This window comes from Sphingobacteriaceae bacterium (assembly GCA_002319075.1).
Classification (GTDB): Bacteria; Bacteroidota; Bacteroidia; order B-17B0; family Aurantibacillaceae; genus Aurantibacillus.
Window position 1 is genome coordinate 3,811,389 of sequence record NVQB01000001.1, and the last position, 15,625, is coordinate 3,827,013.

Sequence of the window (15,625 nt, forward strand, 5' to 3'; positions counted from 1 at the left end):
ATTTTCTTGCGTAAGGTTCTAAGGTTGACAGGTACAAAAAAGATTTATGCGCTTATTTGAGAAATAAAACTAATATTTGCGCGGCAAATTTTTATTCCTGATATAATCTTACCTACTGGCTATATATTCAATTCTTTAAAAAAACAGATACATTTTACCGCGTCCATAAAAAGAAAAGTACTGAGTGGTTTTATTTTATGTGTTTATCTGTCTTTCATCGTTATTTTTCTTCAACCCTTTGATACAAGGCAATTCGAAGCGAAAAACAAGACACTCCTTCTTTCCGGTTATGGCATCTTTACTTTTGTTGTCTTTGTAATTCACAATAGTGTTGAAAATATCTGGTATTTCAGAGTTCGTAAAATCTGGACCGTAGCTTACGAAATTATTTCTACGCTGATCTTTTGTTTTTTTTCAGGAACGGTTCTGTATATCTACAATAGATTTATTGTAAATAATCTGGACCTTACTTTAGTTACCTATTGGCGTTTTTTAAGCATCACGGTCTGCTATATGATCCCTGTTTTTGTTCCCCTGATGCTTTTTTTAAGACAGAAGTTTGGTGAACGGATTATTCCGGCCCCGGAGAATTCGATTATACTCACCGGAGAAAACAAGAATGAGATCCTGCAATTGGATAGAAGAGAATTACTATTTGTGAGAGCTGTAGAAAATTATGTGGAAATCTGTTTTACGGATAAAAACAAAAAGGTCATTTCCAAAACATTCCGGCAAACGCTCTCAAATGTTTGCGAACAAGTTCCGTTTTTAGAAAAATGCCACCGCTCTTATCTGGTCAATATAGGTACCATAAGTGAAATAGAGGGTAATTCACAGGGCGCAAAGATCTTTTTTGGCGTTGGTGAAAAAGAAATTCCCCTCTCTAAAACCTATTATAAACAGATAAAGAATAAAGTCTCTTAGTTTTTGATAAAAAGTTTGACCGAAACCTATCTACTCGTCAAAAAAGCTATGCGTTTCATCACATTAAGTTGAATCTCAGTGTATTTCGCATTTACTTTGAAAGCTTAAAAATTCACTAATTATGCGCAGAACCAAAAAAATGAAGTTCGTTATTTTGAATTTCCTCCTGATTTTCCTTTTCAATGCTATTTTTGCCCAAAACAATCCGGGTCATTTTAAAAGCGATATAGATTTTGGTAATGGAACCGTCATTTCTACCTTTTTGGATGTAGCGATTGCCCGGGATAAGTTTACCATTACCTCTCCAAAAAATGCAGATGTACGCATAGTGGGTGGTGTTAAGGCAAAATTAGGAAGACTTTTGGGTAAATTGCCTAAAAAAGGGATCATCGTAACCATTAAAGGAACTGAGAAAACAGACAGTTTATGGGGGAATGCAAACATTCCAATGTTCGGTAAATTACAGTTTAAAGGAATTGTAAAGAATGACCAACTCACTGGCGAACTCTTGAACAAGGACGGAAAATCGGTAGGAACAGTAAAGGGAGTGAATTCTAAAGAGGACAAGATCGCCTATAAAGAACTTTATCCTAAAATAATTAAAACAATACAAGATAATATTTATTCAAAGGAAGTAGTGCAAACTAAAGAATGGAAAAAATTCGAAAAAAAACTTGAAAAACTTTGTAGTAGCGCCCACGATGATATAGAGTTATATTTCGGTTTTAGCATGCTTACTCCGAAGCTTCCATTCACTCACTTATATTTATTAATTGTGCAAGACACCACTAATAGCGAAGGGCCTGCAAACACAGAAAAGTCTGTTTTTTTCGAAGAAAAAAACAACACTACCGCCTATCTGAAAATTAAAAATTTCAGTAGTTCGGAGAAAGAATTAGCAGAAATCTTACCTAAGATAGTGGCCAACCCGGCTTACAAAAATTTGATTATTGATTTACGTAACAATGGCGGCGGCGGTGTAGGTCCTGCTTTCGCGCTTGCAAAATACATCGTAACCGAAGATCTGGAAGTAGGTTATTTTCCAACGAACAAACTAAGTTATTCGGGTTATCAGCCCGAATTATTTAAAGCACTACCTGAAACGCAGCCCAAAAGTACTGATGAGCTCGGGAATGAATTAAGAGCTTCGCCAGGCGTCAAACTTATATTTAAAAAACCCAGTAATCCTGTATTCGCAGGTAAGATCTATGTGTTAACCAATGGTTATACCGGAAGTACTTGCGAGCCTATGGTGTATGCTTTGAAAAACACTAAAAAGGCAACCATTATTGGTGAAAAAACTTATGGCGGCATGCTGGCTGCCTCGCCTTTTGTTGCCTCAGGAAAATACATGCTCATGGTGCCCATTGCAGATTTTTACACTTATGATGGCGTTCGTTTAGACAAAGTGGGCGTAGAGCCGGATATTAAGGTCACGTCAGACGAAGCGCTGAATAAAGCCATGGAACTAATTGAGGGAGTTAGGGATAACAAATAAACTATGGTCACCATACGGTAACCTGGTAAATGGCTTTAAGCTATCGAAAGACAATTACAGCTAAGAAAATACAGATTGAATATCAATGATCAGTTGGTACTTCTATAGAAAAGCAATTAGTGCCTACCACGAATCAAGAAGTGTGAATTGGGCCCTGTAATTTATATTTGAAAAAAATAAATTGTATGTCAAATAAGTGAGGCTATACAGGCTACAACTAATTTTACGTTTCTTCAGAACTTATGTCCATATTTTCTTCTATTTTTATAGAGCAAAATAACCCGAATGAATACATCCAAAAACATTGCAAAACATTTAAGAGAAATTCATTTCGGAGGTAACTGGACTTGTGTAAACATGAAGGATACTTTGTCTGGACTTACCTGGCAAGAGGTCACCACACAGGTTTATGGATTCAATACCATAGCAACCCTCACCCATCATGTAAATTATTATGTGGACGCTGTAATAAAAGTGTTTGAGGGAGAAGCTTTAAATGCAAAAGATGAATTGAGTTTTAATCACCCACCTATAGCTTCGCAGCAAGATTGGGAGAAGATGTTGGATAAAGTATTTACGGAGGCTGAAAAATTTGCAGTCCTGATCGAAGAATTACCGGATGAAAAATTATGGGAAGACTTCACAGATAAAAAGTACGGGATTTATTACCGCAACCTGCATGGTATCATAGAGCATATGCATTATCATTTAGGACAGATTGTGATTCTGAAAAAAATAATCCTACAGCAAGAGGCAAAATAAAACATATTTAACTTAAAAATCTTGTCAAACTATGAGATGCCTACCGGGCTTAAAAAATTCTTTAGTTCTTCTAGCTGTGATTTTCATGTCCTGCTGCGGGGGCGACTCAACTAAAGGTTTTGAATCCACCGAAAAAGTGATTATAATTAATGTTCAGCCTTTGGGAGATTTTTCAGCAAAGCAAACAAGTTTTATAGTGAACGAATTAAAGAAAGTTTATTCAAAAGTCATTCTAAATAAACCAATAAATTTCCCTAAGTCTGCTTATTATGAGCCACGCAAAAGGTATCGCGCCGATTCCCTTATAAAATTTCTTCGGGGCATTACTGAACAAGATCACGTAACTATAGCGCTCACAGATAAAGATATCAGCACAACAAAAGGCAAAGTACAGGATTTTGGGATAATGGGATTGGGTTACCAGCCCGGGCGATCCTGCGTGGTTTCTACGTTTAGGTTAGCAAAACAAAATTTAAACACTCAATTCTTTAAGGTAGCGGTACATGAACTTGGCCATACGCAGGGATTACCCCATTGTTCAGTGAAAACTTGTTATATGCGTGATGCTGAGGGGAAAAATCATCTGGAAGAGGAAACGTGTTTTTGTGAAACCTGTGGAAAACATTTGTCAGATCGCGGATGGAAGTTAGACATGTAGAAATTCATGTTCTTGGAAATACGATAGATTACAGTGAAAAATCGATAGAGTAAAAATGAAAATCAATTCACAATCACAGAGGGTTTAAGAACTGCGGGAGAATATTATTCCAATGAAAAATTAAAAGCGAGCGTGTTCATCAAAAAGAAGCGATGATCTTAAAAACAGGAAAAACAATCTGGATCAAAAATAAAGATTGGAAAATGTATCCAAAGCAAAATTAGTTGGTTTTAGAAATTGCTGCATAAACTGTAAATTCACACAAATTTGATGTATGAAAAAAAAGCTTGTGTGCTTGCTCTGTTTTCTTCTTGCCGCCAAACTTTCTCCCGCTCAGGTAATTGATAGTCTGCTTAAAGTTCTTCCTGCATCAAAAGATACGCAACGTGTTAAACTTCTTTACAGCCTTTGTTTTGAGTATGCCTACAGTGAGCCCGAAAAAGGAAAGCGCTATGGAGCTGAGGCGCTGGAACTTTCAGAAAAATTGAATTATACCCTAGGCAAAGCAAAAACTTTAAACCGGATCGGAATTATTTACGACGTAACGGGGAAGTACGATAGCGCTATTTATTGTTACACGCAAGCTGGAAATTACTACGTAAAAGCTAAGAATATTAAGGGCAAAGGTTCTTCCTTAAATAATATTGGATTGATCTATGGCACTTTGGGTAATTATCCCAAAGCCATTTCAACGTACTTTGAGGCCTTAAAAATTTTTGAAGACGTTAAAGACGAAGGTTATGTGGCCAGTGCTTTAAACAATATTGCAAACGCTTATGCTGACATTAGTAAATACGATCTTGCATTCAGATACTATTCCCAGGCAGCAGTCATAAATAAAAAGATCAACGATCAGCAGGCTCTGGCGTCTAATTACACAAATATTGCTTCGTCTCTGAGAGAATGCCACAAGCCAGATTCCGCCCTTTATTACGCAAATAAAAGTCTGGAAATTCAAACAGTTTTGAATAACCAATACGGTTTGGGAATACTTTACACGTTGCTTGGCAATATTTATGCTGATCTTGGACTGCAGGAGAAAACACTTCCCTTTCTCTTAAAATCTCTAAAAATACGGAATGAATTAAATGACGAGGCCGGAAAAGCATCTGTACTCTATGTGCTTTCTGTGGTTTACAAAGGCTTGAAAAATCCCGTGCTTGCAGAAAAATACGCGTTAGAAGCCCATGAACTGGCGTTAAAAAATAAGAGTTACCGCATGTTAAGAAAAACAGCTCTGTTTCTATTTAATTTTTACAAAGAAACAGGCGAATTTAAAAAGGCTTCTGAATTTGTGGATGTGGCAATTATGGCAAAGGATTCTGCTTTAAATGAAGAGGGTCAAAAGTCAATTACAAATCTGGAGATAAAGTATGAAACGGAAAAAAGGGAACTTGAGTTTGAGAAAAAAAGTCTTGCCTTAGAAAATGCGACCCTGGAGATTAAACAGAAAAGAAGTACGATTGTTCTGCTGATAAGTGCATGCCTTTTGATTTTATTATTTGGCTTTGGTATCTACTCCTATATCCGTAATCGCAACCGTCGTAGTTTGGATGCGCAGATGTTATCGCAGCAGGAGCTGCGCAATAAAGCAATTATCGACGCGGAAGAGAAAGAGCGCGTGCGCATTGCCCGTGAATTGCACGATGGTATTGGCCAGCAGTTAAGTGCTGCAAAAATGAATTTATCTGCTTTCGAATTTTCTGTAGCTGACCAGGATAAAGCAAAATTCAAAGATCTTATCGCTTTGGTAGATGATGCCGTAAAAGAAGTACGGACTATTTCTCACAACATGATCCCTAATGCCTTACTCCGTTCAGGCCTCGCCAGTGCTATAAGAGATTTTGTAAATAAATTAAGCGGTACAAATGCATTAAAGATTGATCTTCACATTGTGGGTATCAGCGAACGCCTTGATACTACACTCGAAGCGGTATTATACCGGGTTATCCAGGAATGTATGAGTAATATTGTGAAACATTCGCAGGCAACACAGGTCAATATTCAGCTGATCAGGCACGAAGATCACTTAAATCTTGTTATAGAAGATAACGGTAAAGGCTTTGACGCAAAAAATGTAGAAAATTTAGATGGCATCGGTTTAAAAAATATAATCTCGCGGGTTCATTATTTAAATGGAACGGTTGATTTCGACTCCCTTCCCGGTAAAGGAACAACGATAATAGTAGACGTGCCAATTACGAAAGAACAACCTAATTTAAAATAAATAACATGAGAATCGTTCAACTGATAGTGATCTTCAATTTTTTTATAGCTATTGCCAGTGCACAAAAATTCCCTCAAAAAGAACAAGTCAGTGAAAAGCCTTTTGTTCTCGGAACCACTGAAGAAATTCAATCCGTTCAGCTCAATGAAAAGCGCGTACTTAATATTTATCTTCCAGAAGGGTATGACAAGAATGATACTGCTCACTACCCCGTTATTTATCTATTAGATGGCTCAGCTGACGAAGATTTTATCCACGTTGTCGGACTTGTACAGTTCAACACTTTCCCATGGGTCAATCGTCTTCCTAAGTGTATTGTAGTAGGAATTGCTTCCGTCGACCGCAGACGTGATTTTACTTTTCCTTCAAAGGTGGAGGAGGATAAAAAACGCAATCCAACCATGGGGCACTCTGATAAATTTAAAGCTTTTATAGAAAAAGAATTACAACCTTTTATTGAAAAGAAATACAAAACAACTGCTTCCAAAACACTCATAGGTCAGTCACTGGGCGGACTCCTCGCTACAGACATACTATTCGAGAACCCTAAACTCTTTAACAACTACATTATTATCAGTCCAAGTATTTGGTGGGACAATGCTTCGATCTTAGAACGATCTCCCGAAATTTTAAAAGAAAGTTTTTCTTCTATCACAGGAATTTACATTGCAGTGGGTAAGGAAGGGCTTACACCAACTGTGATTCCACATGTTATGGAGGTCGATGCAAATTTACTCGTCGAAAAATTACAATCAGCTAAGAATAAAACTATTTCTGTCAGCTTTGATTATTTGCCCGAAGAAAATCACGCAACTATCATGCATCAGGCTCTTTTGAACGCTTTTAAAATTTTAAGCCTTCAAAAAAAAGAAAACTAGGTGGAGCACCAATTTAGGCCTTAAAAAATCGGGAGGGACTAATTTTTTGGAAACAAAAATAATCCTATTTTAGATCACCAGAATTCAGATCCATGAAAACATTTAAAAACGTTGATGACTATATTTTGAGTTTTCCGAAAGAGACACAATTACTTTTAGAACAGATACGCGCTACTATTCAAAAAGCCGCTCCCAGGGCTGAAGAGTATATTGGTTATGCAATGCCGGCTTATAAATTACATGGCGCACTGGTTTATTTTGGCGGTTACAAAAACCATATCGGATTTTATCCAAGTGGGTCAGGCATTGAAGCTTTTAAAGACAGTTTTGGCGCCTATAAATTTTCTAAAGGAGCCGTGCAATTTCCCCTGGATAAAAAAATCCCCCTTGCACTAATTACTAAAATTGTGAAGTACAGAGCCAAGGAAAATACAGAAAAAGAGAAGCTTAAGGCTGCTAAGAAAAAATAATTTATTTTTTTGTCCAATTTGTTTTACCCGGTTCGTCATGCTTGTATAAAAACAATCATAAACAAAACGAAAAACAATGGAAACATTTTTAACTCCCATCGAAAGACCAGATAGCCTGCTTATGAAGCTGGTTTATTTCTTCACAAAAAAACAATTCGGTAAAGTACTCACTCCCTTAAAGGTACATTCTGTGCGGCTTCCTTCAGCATTTGGCATGTTTTACGGCAAAATTTCAAAGCTGGATAAGAAATTGATTTTGCCTTCTGATACCGCCTTAATGCTTAGAGTGCAGGTAGCAAGGATCAATATTTGTCTTTTTTGCATAGACATCGCGCGCTCCACAACGGCAAAGGGATCTAAATTGGAAAGGAAATTAGATGCCCTTAACAGTTACGGAACTAATCCCTTATTTACAGACGCTGACAGGGCTGCACTGGAATATGTTTCGGAATTGACTAAAGAAAAAAAGGTTAGCGAAGCAACTTTTAAAAAATTGTCGGCAAACTTTTCAGAACGAGAGATCTGTGAAATAGTTTACATTGTAGCCTCCGAACATGTTTACAATATGACGAACATAGGTTTGAACATTCATTCGGATATGCTTTGCGACATTGCTAAACGATAATTTATCAATAAATTGAAACTAAGTAAATGGCATTCGGCCGGATTTCAAATCCGGCCGAAAGGCTACTTCGCAACCACTAACTTTTTTAAATATTTTTTCTCATCATTTAAAATAGTGATGAAATAAATTCCATTTCTAAAGTCTTTCAGGTCAACAGGAATGATGTACTTACCCTCATATTGCTGTTTGATGTTAACCACATTTTTTACCAAAGCCCCCTTGTCGTCATAAATACTTACTTCTATATCGCTGCGTTTTAGAACATCATAGCGTATACTGAATTCTTCGGTTGCTGGATTCGGATAAAGAATTACTTCCGGATCAGAACTAATAAGTAGGTGATCCGTCAGATCATGAAACGTTTTGTTTTGTTCAGATTCTTTGGATTCCGAAGTATCTGTAACCGGATCTTCCATTACTGCAACAAGGCCGGTTGTAGAAAAAGTCGGATCAAAAATAAGAGTCTGTAGTTCAACGGTCTCTGACGAATCCTTGAGCTTTTCTTCTGAAATCAGCATAGTGTCTCCCATCAGCATTTCTGTTTCAGGTTCTTTTGTAATAACGGTGTCGGGCTCTACGTATCTTATTCCGCCCATGATCATAGGTTCTGTCATGATCAAACTATCTGGAGGTAATGGCAAAGTCTCTTCTTTTACAGGAGTACGGGCAATTTTTCCTTTCATGTAAACAACAGTCTCCGTGTCTTCCAGTTGAACATTCTTAATTTTCTGCCCTTTAAGATCGGTAAAACTAAAAAGCATGGTTCCGAAAATCATAAGCAAAACAAAAGCAAATCGTTTAGTGCTGCTCATATTTTCAGGCAAATTATGGAGGTCAAGACGAATGTTCAGTGGACGGTTAACCTGCGTGGTTTTAAAATGTCCGCATACTTTTTCATTCTTTCGCTCCAGCAGTATCGCATGGATCTCAAGGTCGGTTTTGTTAGAAAAGTCAATTACAGACTTGCTGCAGGAACTGCAAAACTTGCCTTTAGCTTCTGGTAGCATGGCATTCCAGTCTTCGTGACAAGGTTCGGCTATCTGGATACGGTAATTCGCGTTATTCATAATGCTTGTTTTATAATAAGATGCATAAAGTTTAAGTATTCCATAAATTAGTTTTGGAGGGCGATGATTTGTTTTATAACCGATGGGCTTTCAGAACGATACGTTAAAATTATGGCCGGCTGTAACTTTTTGTACGGGCAAAACGTCTTAGGTTTTTGATAGCCTTTTCTTATATTTATATAACGAAGTATTTAAACTTTACACAATGAAATCTGAACGTTTTAGCGTGGTTTGTCTTATTCTGTTATCCTTTTTGTTTTTTGGAAGTCAGAAATATTACGCCCAAATTGTTATCCCAATTAAAACCGACCTTCAAAATGAAGACAGAACCTGGTATGTGAATGATATTTTGGATAGCATTATGAATAAGCGCCAATTTAACGCTGGCGGAATTATTTATGTAACCGAGTCTTCAGTGGTTATAGATACAGTAGTTACGGGGCAGGTACGACGTGTGGAAAATGATTCGGTGATACTTGGAAAATTTCTTAAAAAGAATCAGAAAAAAATCAGTTCAAAAGAGTTCTGGGGCGTTATAACGCTTTCCGGATATTGTCAAAGGTTCTACGGAGCCAGCCTTTTCGAGGTATGGGAAAGTCCTTCGCCCTATATATACAAACTAGAAGGGGATTTTAAAACTGCGTTTTATTTTAGTGAAAATTTGCTGAGTCCGCTTTACTCGCTTGACAGGAGCACTATTCAAAATGCTGCATTAGATACCAGTGCTAAAAGAATACTTAACCAGGCGATGGATGATCGTGTGAAAAACTACCAATACCAACTGAGTGATCAAAAAAGAGCTGTCGTGGCAGATATCTCAATCAATCTGGCGCTTGTCATTTTGCAGGTAATGTTATCCGGTGGTGGATCGTCACACACGCATTCTTCTTCTTCTTCTTCTTCAAATCATCAGGCTCCCAGAAGTACCGGACCGAGACGTTAATCTTTATTCGCCTGTACAGCGTCCCAAATGTAAAAAAGGTTCAGCGCTATGTAGAGTATGCCAAGGATAATCCGCATACGTTTATCGAAACGGTTGGATTTTTCAACATCTCCGTTTTTTACGGTGTTTAAAGCATATACAGAAGAAGCGATGATGGCAAAAATAAAAATCAGTGTCAGTCCGTGAAGCATATCTACCAATGTAAACGAACTCGATTCAGGTAAAGAAGAATCAATTACGTATTTATTTCCCACCACGGCGAACAGTGAGCCAACGCTTAATCCAAAACGTGCATCAATATTGTCAGCATGAATGTAAAAGCATATAAAAGCAATAAAGAAGGCAACGTACATACCTAAAAACATTTTCCAGAAAAGCCCCATAGCCTCACGTTGCAGGCCAATACTCACGCGATAAGAGCTGTATTCGGAATGTGGCGTTTTAATTTCCTCATCTCCAAATGCAGTTTCATAATATTTTATTTTCGAACTCACCTTAAAAGAATCAATTGTCCAGCCATTCAGAGTGAAGCGTGGATCGAAATGTTTGCCTAAAGTATCTGGCTTAAATATAAGTGAGTGCGAGTCAAATTGTGAATTTTCAATCGAGAGGCGTAACTTCTGACGATCAAAAGGAAAGCGGTCAATTTTCCAGGAGTCTTTCATAACACATTGTACTTTCATTAAAATATAAATGCGTTCGCCGCTGGTATCTAAAGTAGAAAAAGATTTGGAGACCGTTTTTGCTAATGGCACCTCAAGATTTTGAAGAAAATCGAATTCTTTGTTTTTGTATTTCAACCAAAGCCAGAAATTAACGGTGTATTCTTTTTGTTTAAAATCTATGTCGTGTATGCTTGTAATGTAAATACCGGTGTAAACGGTGTCAGGTAAAGTGTCCTGGGCATTGATCTGACTAAACGACAGTATAAGTGCCAGGGAAAGGAAAAACTTTTTCATATTTCTGTAATCCTAAATATAGCTAAATATAAATTGCCGCGAATCTCATGCCATTTACAAAGTGTTTAAAGGGCGGAAGAATTTTGTTAGTTTAGTAAAAAACTATCAAACATAAGATCATGGCCAAAAATTCCTCTTCTCCCAAATTAAGCGATGCTGAGCAGGTAGCGCATTGGATGCAAACAAGCACTTATCCGTTGAAGGAGGAGATTGAAATACTTCGCGAAGTTATAAAGAAGGCGGATAAAAAAATCTCCGAACGCATCAAATGGAATGCGCCAAGTTATTATTATAAAGAGGATATAGTAACTTTTGGTCCCGATCGAAAGGGCCGGATTCTACTGGTCTTTCACCACCCTTTCGTGGTTAAAATCAAATCTGATTTGCTGGAAGGCGATTACAAAGACCGTCGTCTGGTATATTTTAATGACGCTAAAGAAGTGAAGGCCGCAAAAAAAGAGCTTACCCGCATAGTCAGGGAGATTGTTGAAGAGATTGATAAATAAATTTCCAATTAACAATTATTCTAAATCGCCAAGTCACAAGGGGCAACATGGGTTTTATATTTGTACAGAAATTTAATCCAAAAACATGCGCACAATAAAGTTGCTTCTTTATTTCATTTTCATCTCTCTTATCATTTCCTTACTGGCACTTTATTGTTGCAACCGCTTTATCGATAAAGCAGCAGAAGGGAAGTTTTTTACGGATGTTGAAAAAGTGCCGTATCATAAAGTTGGATTATTACTAGGTACCTCAAAATTTTTAGGCAACGGCGTAGAGAATCCTTATTTCAACTACCGCATAAATGCCGCAGTAGAACTTTACAAAGCAAAGAAAATTTCTTATATTTTAGTCAGTGGTGACAATAGCCGCAAAGAATACGACGAACCTAACATGATGAAAACTGATCTGATAAATGCCGGTGTCGATTCTACCAGAATTTTTCTGGATTATGCGGGCTTCCGCACTTTCGATTCCATGGTGCGCTTAAAAGAAGTTTTTGGCCAAAATTCTGTCACCATAATTTCACAACAATTTCACAACGAAAGGGCACTGTATATTGCCCGGCGTGAGGGCATAGAAGCCGTAGCTTTTAACGCAAAAGACGTTGGCAAACGCATGGGATTCAGAACGCAGTTACGTGAAAAGTTTGCGCGTGTTAAAGTTTTTGTGGATTACCTGTTTGGGAATGAACCGAAGTTTCTCGGACCCAAAGTACTTATTCCAGCCTGAACAACATTTTACAATAAGTTGAGGTTATTTTACGTAGTTTTAAACTTCAGATAAAATCACTCAATGAGTAAAGATCTGATAAACTACTATCGCGACCGCGCACTGGAATACGAAAGAATTTATGATAAACCAGAAAGACAGGAAGACCTCCGGTCTGCTGCAAACTTGCTCAAAGAAATTTTCCAAAATAAAGAAGTGCTGGAGATAGCATGCGGCACTGGATTCTGGACTCAGTTTATCGCCGAAACTGCAAGATCTATTTTAGCAACCGACATAAACGATTCTGTTATTCACATCGCAAAACAGAAAGAAATAAAAAATCCTGCACTAAATTTTCAGGTGGCGGATCTGTACTCCTTCCATGCAGATAGACAATTTGAAAGTCTTTTTGGAGGATTTATATACAGTCATATTTTAAAACAGGATCTTGATCATTTTTTTAAAACTCTGAATGGTTTCGTTAAGAAGAATGGGCTGGTTGTGTTGATGGATAACTCTTACGTAGAGGGAAGCAATCAACCGGTTACAGAAACCGATGAACAGGGAAATACTTACCAAACACGGAGTCTGGATGATGGAAGTGTACATAAAGTTTTGAAAAATTTTGCGACTGAAAATTATTTAACGCAGAAATTAAAAAATGTAGCAACAGATTTAAAGTTTATTCAACTTAAGTACTTCTGGATTCTCTCGTATAAACCTGTTTAGTTTCACAAAGGGCTATTCGGGAGTGGAGTAACTCTTTAGGGGGAGGGGCTATACCAGAATACATATAAGTTGTTAACTACTTGCTTTTTGCTTTCAGTTTAGTACATTTAAACATTCAATAACCCAATCGCTTTAAGCGATCCAAAATCAAAATTCATGAAAAACTTTAGCCTTCAAAAATTTGGAATAGGCCTTTGTCTTATTCTGCTGTCTTCAGGTATGCAAGTACGTGCGCAAACTCCGTCATGGGCATGGGCACGAACGGGTGGCTCATCAGGTATGGATTATGCCGGGGGGTTGGATTATAATTCTTCCACCATAGCTACAGATGCAAATGGTAACAGTTATATGACTGGACTTTTTAACGGCACGGCCAGCTTTGGAACAGTAAGTGTTACCAGTCCTTCACATCCCGAAGTGTTTGTTGCAAAATACGATCTAAATGGCATTTGTTTATGGGTTCGTCATTTTGGCGGAAATGATCCCGACGTGTACGGTAATGAGGGAAAGTCTATAGCGGTGGATGCTTCAGGCAATTGTTATGTTACAGGAACTTTTCACGGATCTGTAAATAATGTGGTTTCCGTTGGAAGCTTTTCCCTTAGTGGAACTGGAAAACGCGAAATCTTTACAGTAAAATATGATGCCAATGGTAACGAGCAATGGGCAAATCAACCATCGAATTCTGGCACTATGAATAACTACGCAAAAAGCATTACCGTGGATGGCAGCGGCAATTCATACATTACAGGTTACCTGGGCGGCGGACCAAATGTGTTTGGTACTACCGCGGCACTAAGCGGACCCGGCGCATACATTATTATGTACAACTCTTCCGGAGTCGCGCAATGGTCAACAAAATTAGGCAATGGAAACGCAGATGCACTTTGCGTTGCAAATGATGTAAATGGAAACGCTTATGTTTCAGGTTATCTTCAGAATACTGAGACCTTCGCAGCCAGTTCACCAATAACATTAACAAGCACGGGCATGAGAGATGTTTTTCTTGCGAAAATAGGATCTACAGGAATCTTGGCCTGGGTAAAACAATTCGGTGTTGGAACAAGCACCGCTCCATCAACACCTGCGGCTTACGGAAAGGGGATCAGCGTTGACGGGCTCGGAAATATTTTTTTAACGGGAGATTACCAGAAGAAACTCATAGTTGGCTCTACAACTTTACTGGGTTCTGGACCTTCAAGCACAGATGCATTTATTGCCAAATTCGATCTGAATGGAAATCCCCTTTGGGCTTACAGCACATCCAACGCTAATGGAACGGGAGTAAACGCAAGAGGCACAGGTGTAAAAGCAAACAATGCAGGCGATTGTTTCTTTACAGGATATTATTATCCTTCATCTGGACCGCAACAAAATACGCCATCTTTTTGCGGTCTAATATTTCCTTCGTCTGGTAATCAAATAACCTATGTTATAAAAATAAATGCTGGTGGAAGTACTGCCTGGGGTCAGTTTTCTTCAGGGGTGGGCAGCAGTTCAATCCCCGCCGGTATAAGTATTGATCAGGCCGACAATGTTTACATTGCAGGAAATAATCAGGGAACTCAGGTTATGGGCTCTACAACCATTACTAGTAATGGCGGTTACGATGTTTTAATTGCCAAAATTGGAAATGCAACCCTGACTACCGGTATTAAAAATGATCACTCAGATAACCAAAGCGTGCTCATTTATCCTAATCCGTTTAATGTTTATACAACCATTGATATTAAAGGTTACGACGCAAAGAAAGGAATGAACTTTAAAGTTTATAATTTGCTTGGCGAAGTGGTAAGATCTTATTCAGACATTTCTTCGTCCTTCAGATTTGAAAAAGGCGATATCTCAACAGGCATTTATTCTTATGTGCTATCTGAAAATAATACACCTGTGAAATCAGGAAAAATTGTTGTTCAATAAAAGAAACAGATTCTATGAAGAGGTTCCGGTTTAAATCGGGACCTTTTTTGTTTTCAATAATTCACACTTCCTTAATTAAATCTGAGAATTATTATCTTTAAGCATGAAGAGCGAAAAAGAAAAAATGATAGAGGGCGATTTGTACTCTCCGGTATCAAAGGAGTTATTTGAGGAGAGAACTCAAGCTAAAAAATTGCTTCACCGTTTAAACGTTACAGAATATTTAATGAACAAAGCCTCGGCTTTAATCTTAAAGGAATTGTTACCAAATGCCTTTAAAAACATTTACATTGAGCCTCCTTTTCATTGCGATTATGGCTACAATATTTATTGTGGCAGCCGGGTGTACTTTAATGTAAATTGCGTGGTGCTCGACAGTGCCAGGGTTACTATAGGTTCCAACGTTATGTTTGGCCCGGGAGCCCATATTTACACAGCTGCGCATCCTTTAGATGTGGCAACCCGCAGGGTTAAAGAATTTGCGGAGCCGGTTACCATTGGTGATGACTGTTGGATAGGCGGCGGAGCTATCATATGTCCGGGTGTCAACATTGGAAGTGGCTCTGTTATTGGTGCAGGGGCTGTTGTAACAAAGGATATCCCCGAAAATTGCCTGGCGGTGGGTAACCCTGCAAAGGTTATTAGAAAACTGAATCAAAAGTAAAAATCACACTGCCTGAGATTTTGGGTAGAAGTCGGCTTTTAGATATTCTTTTTTTTTGGTATATTTGTTTACCTGCTCGTAGTTTC

16 protein-coding genes are annotated in these 15,625 nt (G+C 38.0%); 14 read left to right on the plus strand and 2 right to left on the minus strand.

Features of this window, described 5'->3' with window-relative positions; translation table 11 throughout:
• Nucleotides 1-513 precede the first annotated feature (513 nt).
• The 8 genes from CNR22_16480 (at nt 514) to CNR22_16515 (ending at nt 8,042) form a co-directional block, all read left to right on the plus strand.
• Nucleotides 514-924: a hypothetical protein gene (locus CNR22_16480; protein PBQ33303.1), complete on the plus strand. Its 411-nt coding sequence runs from the start codon at nt 514-516 to the stop codon at nt 922-924.
• Nucleotides 925-1,045: 121 nt separating this feature from the next.
• Nucleotides 1,046-2,422 carry a hypothetical protein gene (locus tag CNR22_16485; protein ID PBQ33304.1) on the plus strand — a complete coding sequence of 459 codons (1,377 nt, stop codon included), beginning with the start codon at nt 1,046-1,048 and terminating at the stop codon, nt 2,420-2,422.
• Between the two features lie 285 nt (nt 2,423-2,707).
• Nucleotides 2,708-3,184 carry a DUF1572 domain-containing protein gene (locus CNR22_16490; GenBank protein ID PBQ33305.1) on the plus strand — a complete coding sequence of 159 codons (477 nt, stop codon included), beginning with the start codon at nt 2,708-2,710 and terminating at the stop codon, nt 3,182-3,184.
• A 31-nt stretch (nt 3,185-3,215) separates the two neighbouring features.
• The gene (locus CNR22_16495; GenBank protein ID PBQ33306.1) at nt 3,216-3,842 is read left to right on the plus strand and encodes a Zn-dependent protease; all 627 of its coding nucleotides are present in this window, start codon (nt 3,216-3,218) and stop codon (nt 3,840-3,842) included.
• Nucleotides 3,843-4,116: 274 nt separating this feature from the next.
• Nucleotides 4,117-6,069 (plus strand): hypothetical protein, encoded by a 1,953-nt coding sequence (locus tag CNR22_16500; protein ID PBQ33307.1) that lies wholly within the window; start codon nt 4,117-4,119, stop codon nt 6,067-6,069.
• A 5-nt stretch (nt 6,070-6,074) separates the two neighbouring features.
• Nucleotides 6,075-6,947, plus strand: a complete 873-nt coding sequence (locus tag CNR22_16505) for an esterase (protein PBQ33308.1) — start codon at nt 6,075-6,077, stop codon at nt 6,945-6,947.
• A 92-nt stretch (nt 6,948-7,039) separates the two neighbouring features.
• Complete coding sequence (locus CNR22_16510; GenBank protein ID PBQ33309.1) at nt 7,040-7,417, plus strand: hypothetical protein; 378 nt, start codon at nt 7,040-7,042, stop codon at nt 7,415-7,417.
• A gap of 76 nt (nt 7,418-7,493) precedes the next feature.
• The gene (locus CNR22_16515; protein PBQ33310.1) at nt 7,494-8,042 is read left to right on the plus strand and encodes a hypothetical protein; all 549 of its coding nucleotides are present in this window, start codon (nt 7,494-7,496) and stop codon (nt 8,040-8,042) included.
• 62 nt (nt 8,043-8,104) lie between these two features.
• Here CNR22_16515 and CNR22_16520 read toward each other — a convergent pair whose 3' ends face one another.
• Nucleotides 8,105-9,109: a hypothetical protein gene (locus tag CNR22_16520; GenBank protein ID PBQ33311.1), complete on the minus strand. Its 1,005-nt coding sequence runs from the start codon at nt 9,107-9,109 to the stop codon at nt 8,105-8,107.
• Nucleotides 9,110-9,314: 205 nt separating this feature from the next.
• On the opposite strand from CNR22_16520, the gene CNR22_16525 reads away from it, so the two are divergent.
• On the plus strand, nt 9,315-10,052 hold the full coding sequence (locus tag CNR22_16525; GenBank protein PBQ33312.1) for a hypothetical protein: 738 nt from the start codon (nt 9,315-9,317) through the stop codon (nt 10,050-10,052).
• Here CNR22_16525 and CNR22_16530 read toward each other — a convergent pair.
• Nucleotides 10,049-11,011: a hypothetical protein gene (locus CNR22_16530; protein PBQ33313.1), complete on the minus strand. Its 963-nt coding sequence runs from the start codon at nt 11,009-11,011 to the stop codon at nt 10,049-10,051. The two genes, CNR22_16525 and CNR22_16530, sit on opposite strands and share 4 nt — an antisense overlap.
• Nucleotides 11,012-11,130: 119 nt before the next feature.
• On the opposite strand from CNR22_16530, the gene CNR22_16535 reads away from it, so the two are divergent.
• The 5 genes from CNR22_16535 to CNR22_16555 all read left to right on the plus strand — a co-directional run bounded on the left by CNR22_16535 (nt 11,131) and on the right by CNR22_16555 (nt 15,539).
• Nucleotides 11,131-11,517 carry a hypothetical protein gene (locus tag CNR22_16535; GenBank protein ID PBQ33314.1) on the plus strand — a complete coding sequence of 129 codons (387 nt, stop codon included), beginning with the start codon at nt 11,131-11,133 and terminating at the stop codon, nt 11,515-11,517.
• A gap of 85 nt (nt 11,518-11,602) precedes the next feature.
• Nucleotides 11,603-12,247, plus strand: a complete 645-nt coding sequence (locus tag CNR22_16540) for a protein SanA (GenBank protein PBQ33315.1) — start codon at nt 11,603-11,605, stop codon at nt 12,245-12,247.
• 63 nt (nt 12,248-12,310) lie between these two features.
• Nucleotides 12,311-12,955 (plus strand): hypothetical protein, encoded by a 645-nt coding sequence (locus CNR22_16545; GenBank protein PBQ33316.1) that lies wholly within the window; start codon nt 12,311-12,313, stop codon nt 12,953-12,955.
• A gap of 156 nt (nt 12,956-13,111) precedes the next feature.
• Nucleotides 13,112-14,875 (plus strand): hypothetical protein, encoded by a 1,764-nt coding sequence (locus tag CNR22_16550; GenBank protein ID PBQ33317.1) that lies wholly within the window; start codon nt 13,112-13,114, stop codon nt 14,873-14,875.
• Nucleotides 14,876-14,978: 103 nt separating this feature from the next.
• Nucleotides 14,979-15,539, plus strand: coding sequence for a maltose acetyltransferase (locus CNR22_16555; protein ID PBQ33318.1), 561 nt, complete (start codon nt 14,979-14,981; stop codon nt 15,537-15,539).
• Nucleotides 15,540-15,625 lie beyond the last annotated feature (86 nt).

Bases quoted from the DNA above. Each gene is read 5' to 3' on its own strand.
- CNR22_16480 (PBQ33303.1), top strand. From the start codon at position 514: ATGATCCCTGTTTTTGTTCCCCTGATGCTTTTTTTAAGACAGAAGTTT.
- CNR22_16485 (PBQ33304.1), top strand. From the start codon at position 1,046: ATGCGCAGAACCAAAAAAATGAAGTTCGTTATTTTGAATTTCCTCCTG.
- CNR22_16490 (PBQ33305.1), top strand. From the start codon at position 2,708: ATGAATACATCCAAAAACATTGCAAAACATTTAAGAGAAATTCATTTC.
- CNR22_16495 (PBQ33306.1), top strand. From the start codon at position 3,216: ATGAGATGCCTACCGGGCTTAAAAAATTCTTTAGTTCTTCTAGCTGTG.
- CNR22_16500 (PBQ33307.1), top strand. From the start codon at position 4,117: ATGAAAAAAAAGCTTGTGTGCTTGCTCTGTTTTCTTCTTGCCGCCAAA.
- CNR22_16505 (PBQ33308.1), top strand. From the start codon at position 6,075: ATGAGAATCGTTCAACTGATAGTGATCTTCAATTTTTTTATAGCTATT.
- CNR22_16510 (PBQ33309.1), top strand. From the start codon at position 7,040: ATGAAAACATTTAAAAACGTTGATGACTATATTTTGAGTTTTCCGAAA.
- CNR22_16515 (PBQ33310.1), top strand. From the start codon at position 7,494: ATGGAAACATTTTTAACTCCCATCGAAAGACCAGATAGCCTGCTTATG.
- CNR22_16520 (PBQ33311.1), bottom strand. From the start codon at position 9,109: ATGAATAACGCGAATTACCGTATCCAGATAGCCGAACCTTGTCACGAA.
- CNR22_16525 (PBQ33312.1), top strand. From the start codon at position 9,315: ATGAAATCTGAACGTTTTAGCGTGGTTTGTCTTATTCTGTTATCCTTT.
- CNR22_16530 (PBQ33313.1), bottom strand. From the start codon at position 11,011: ATGAAAAAGTTTTTCCTTTCCCTGGCACTTATACTGTCGTTTAGTCAG.
- CNR22_16535 (PBQ33314.1), top strand. From the start codon at position 11,131: ATGGCCAAAAATTCCTCTTCTCCCAAATTAAGCGATGCTGAGCAGGTA.
- CNR22_16540 (PBQ33315.1), top strand. From the start codon at position 11,603: ATGCGCACAATAAAGTTGCTTCTTTATTTCATTTTCATCTCTCTTATC.
- CNR22_16545 (PBQ33316.1), top strand. From the start codon at position 12,311: ATGAGTAAAGATCTGATAAACTACTATCGCGACCGCGCACTGGAATAC.
- CNR22_16550 (PBQ33317.1), top strand. From the start codon at position 13,112: ATGAAAAACTTTAGCCTTCAAAAATTTGGAATAGGCCTTTGTCTTATT.
- CNR22_16555 (PBQ33318.1), top strand. From the start codon at position 14,979: ATGAAGAGCGAAAAAGAAAAAATGATAGAGGGCGATTTGTACTCTCCG.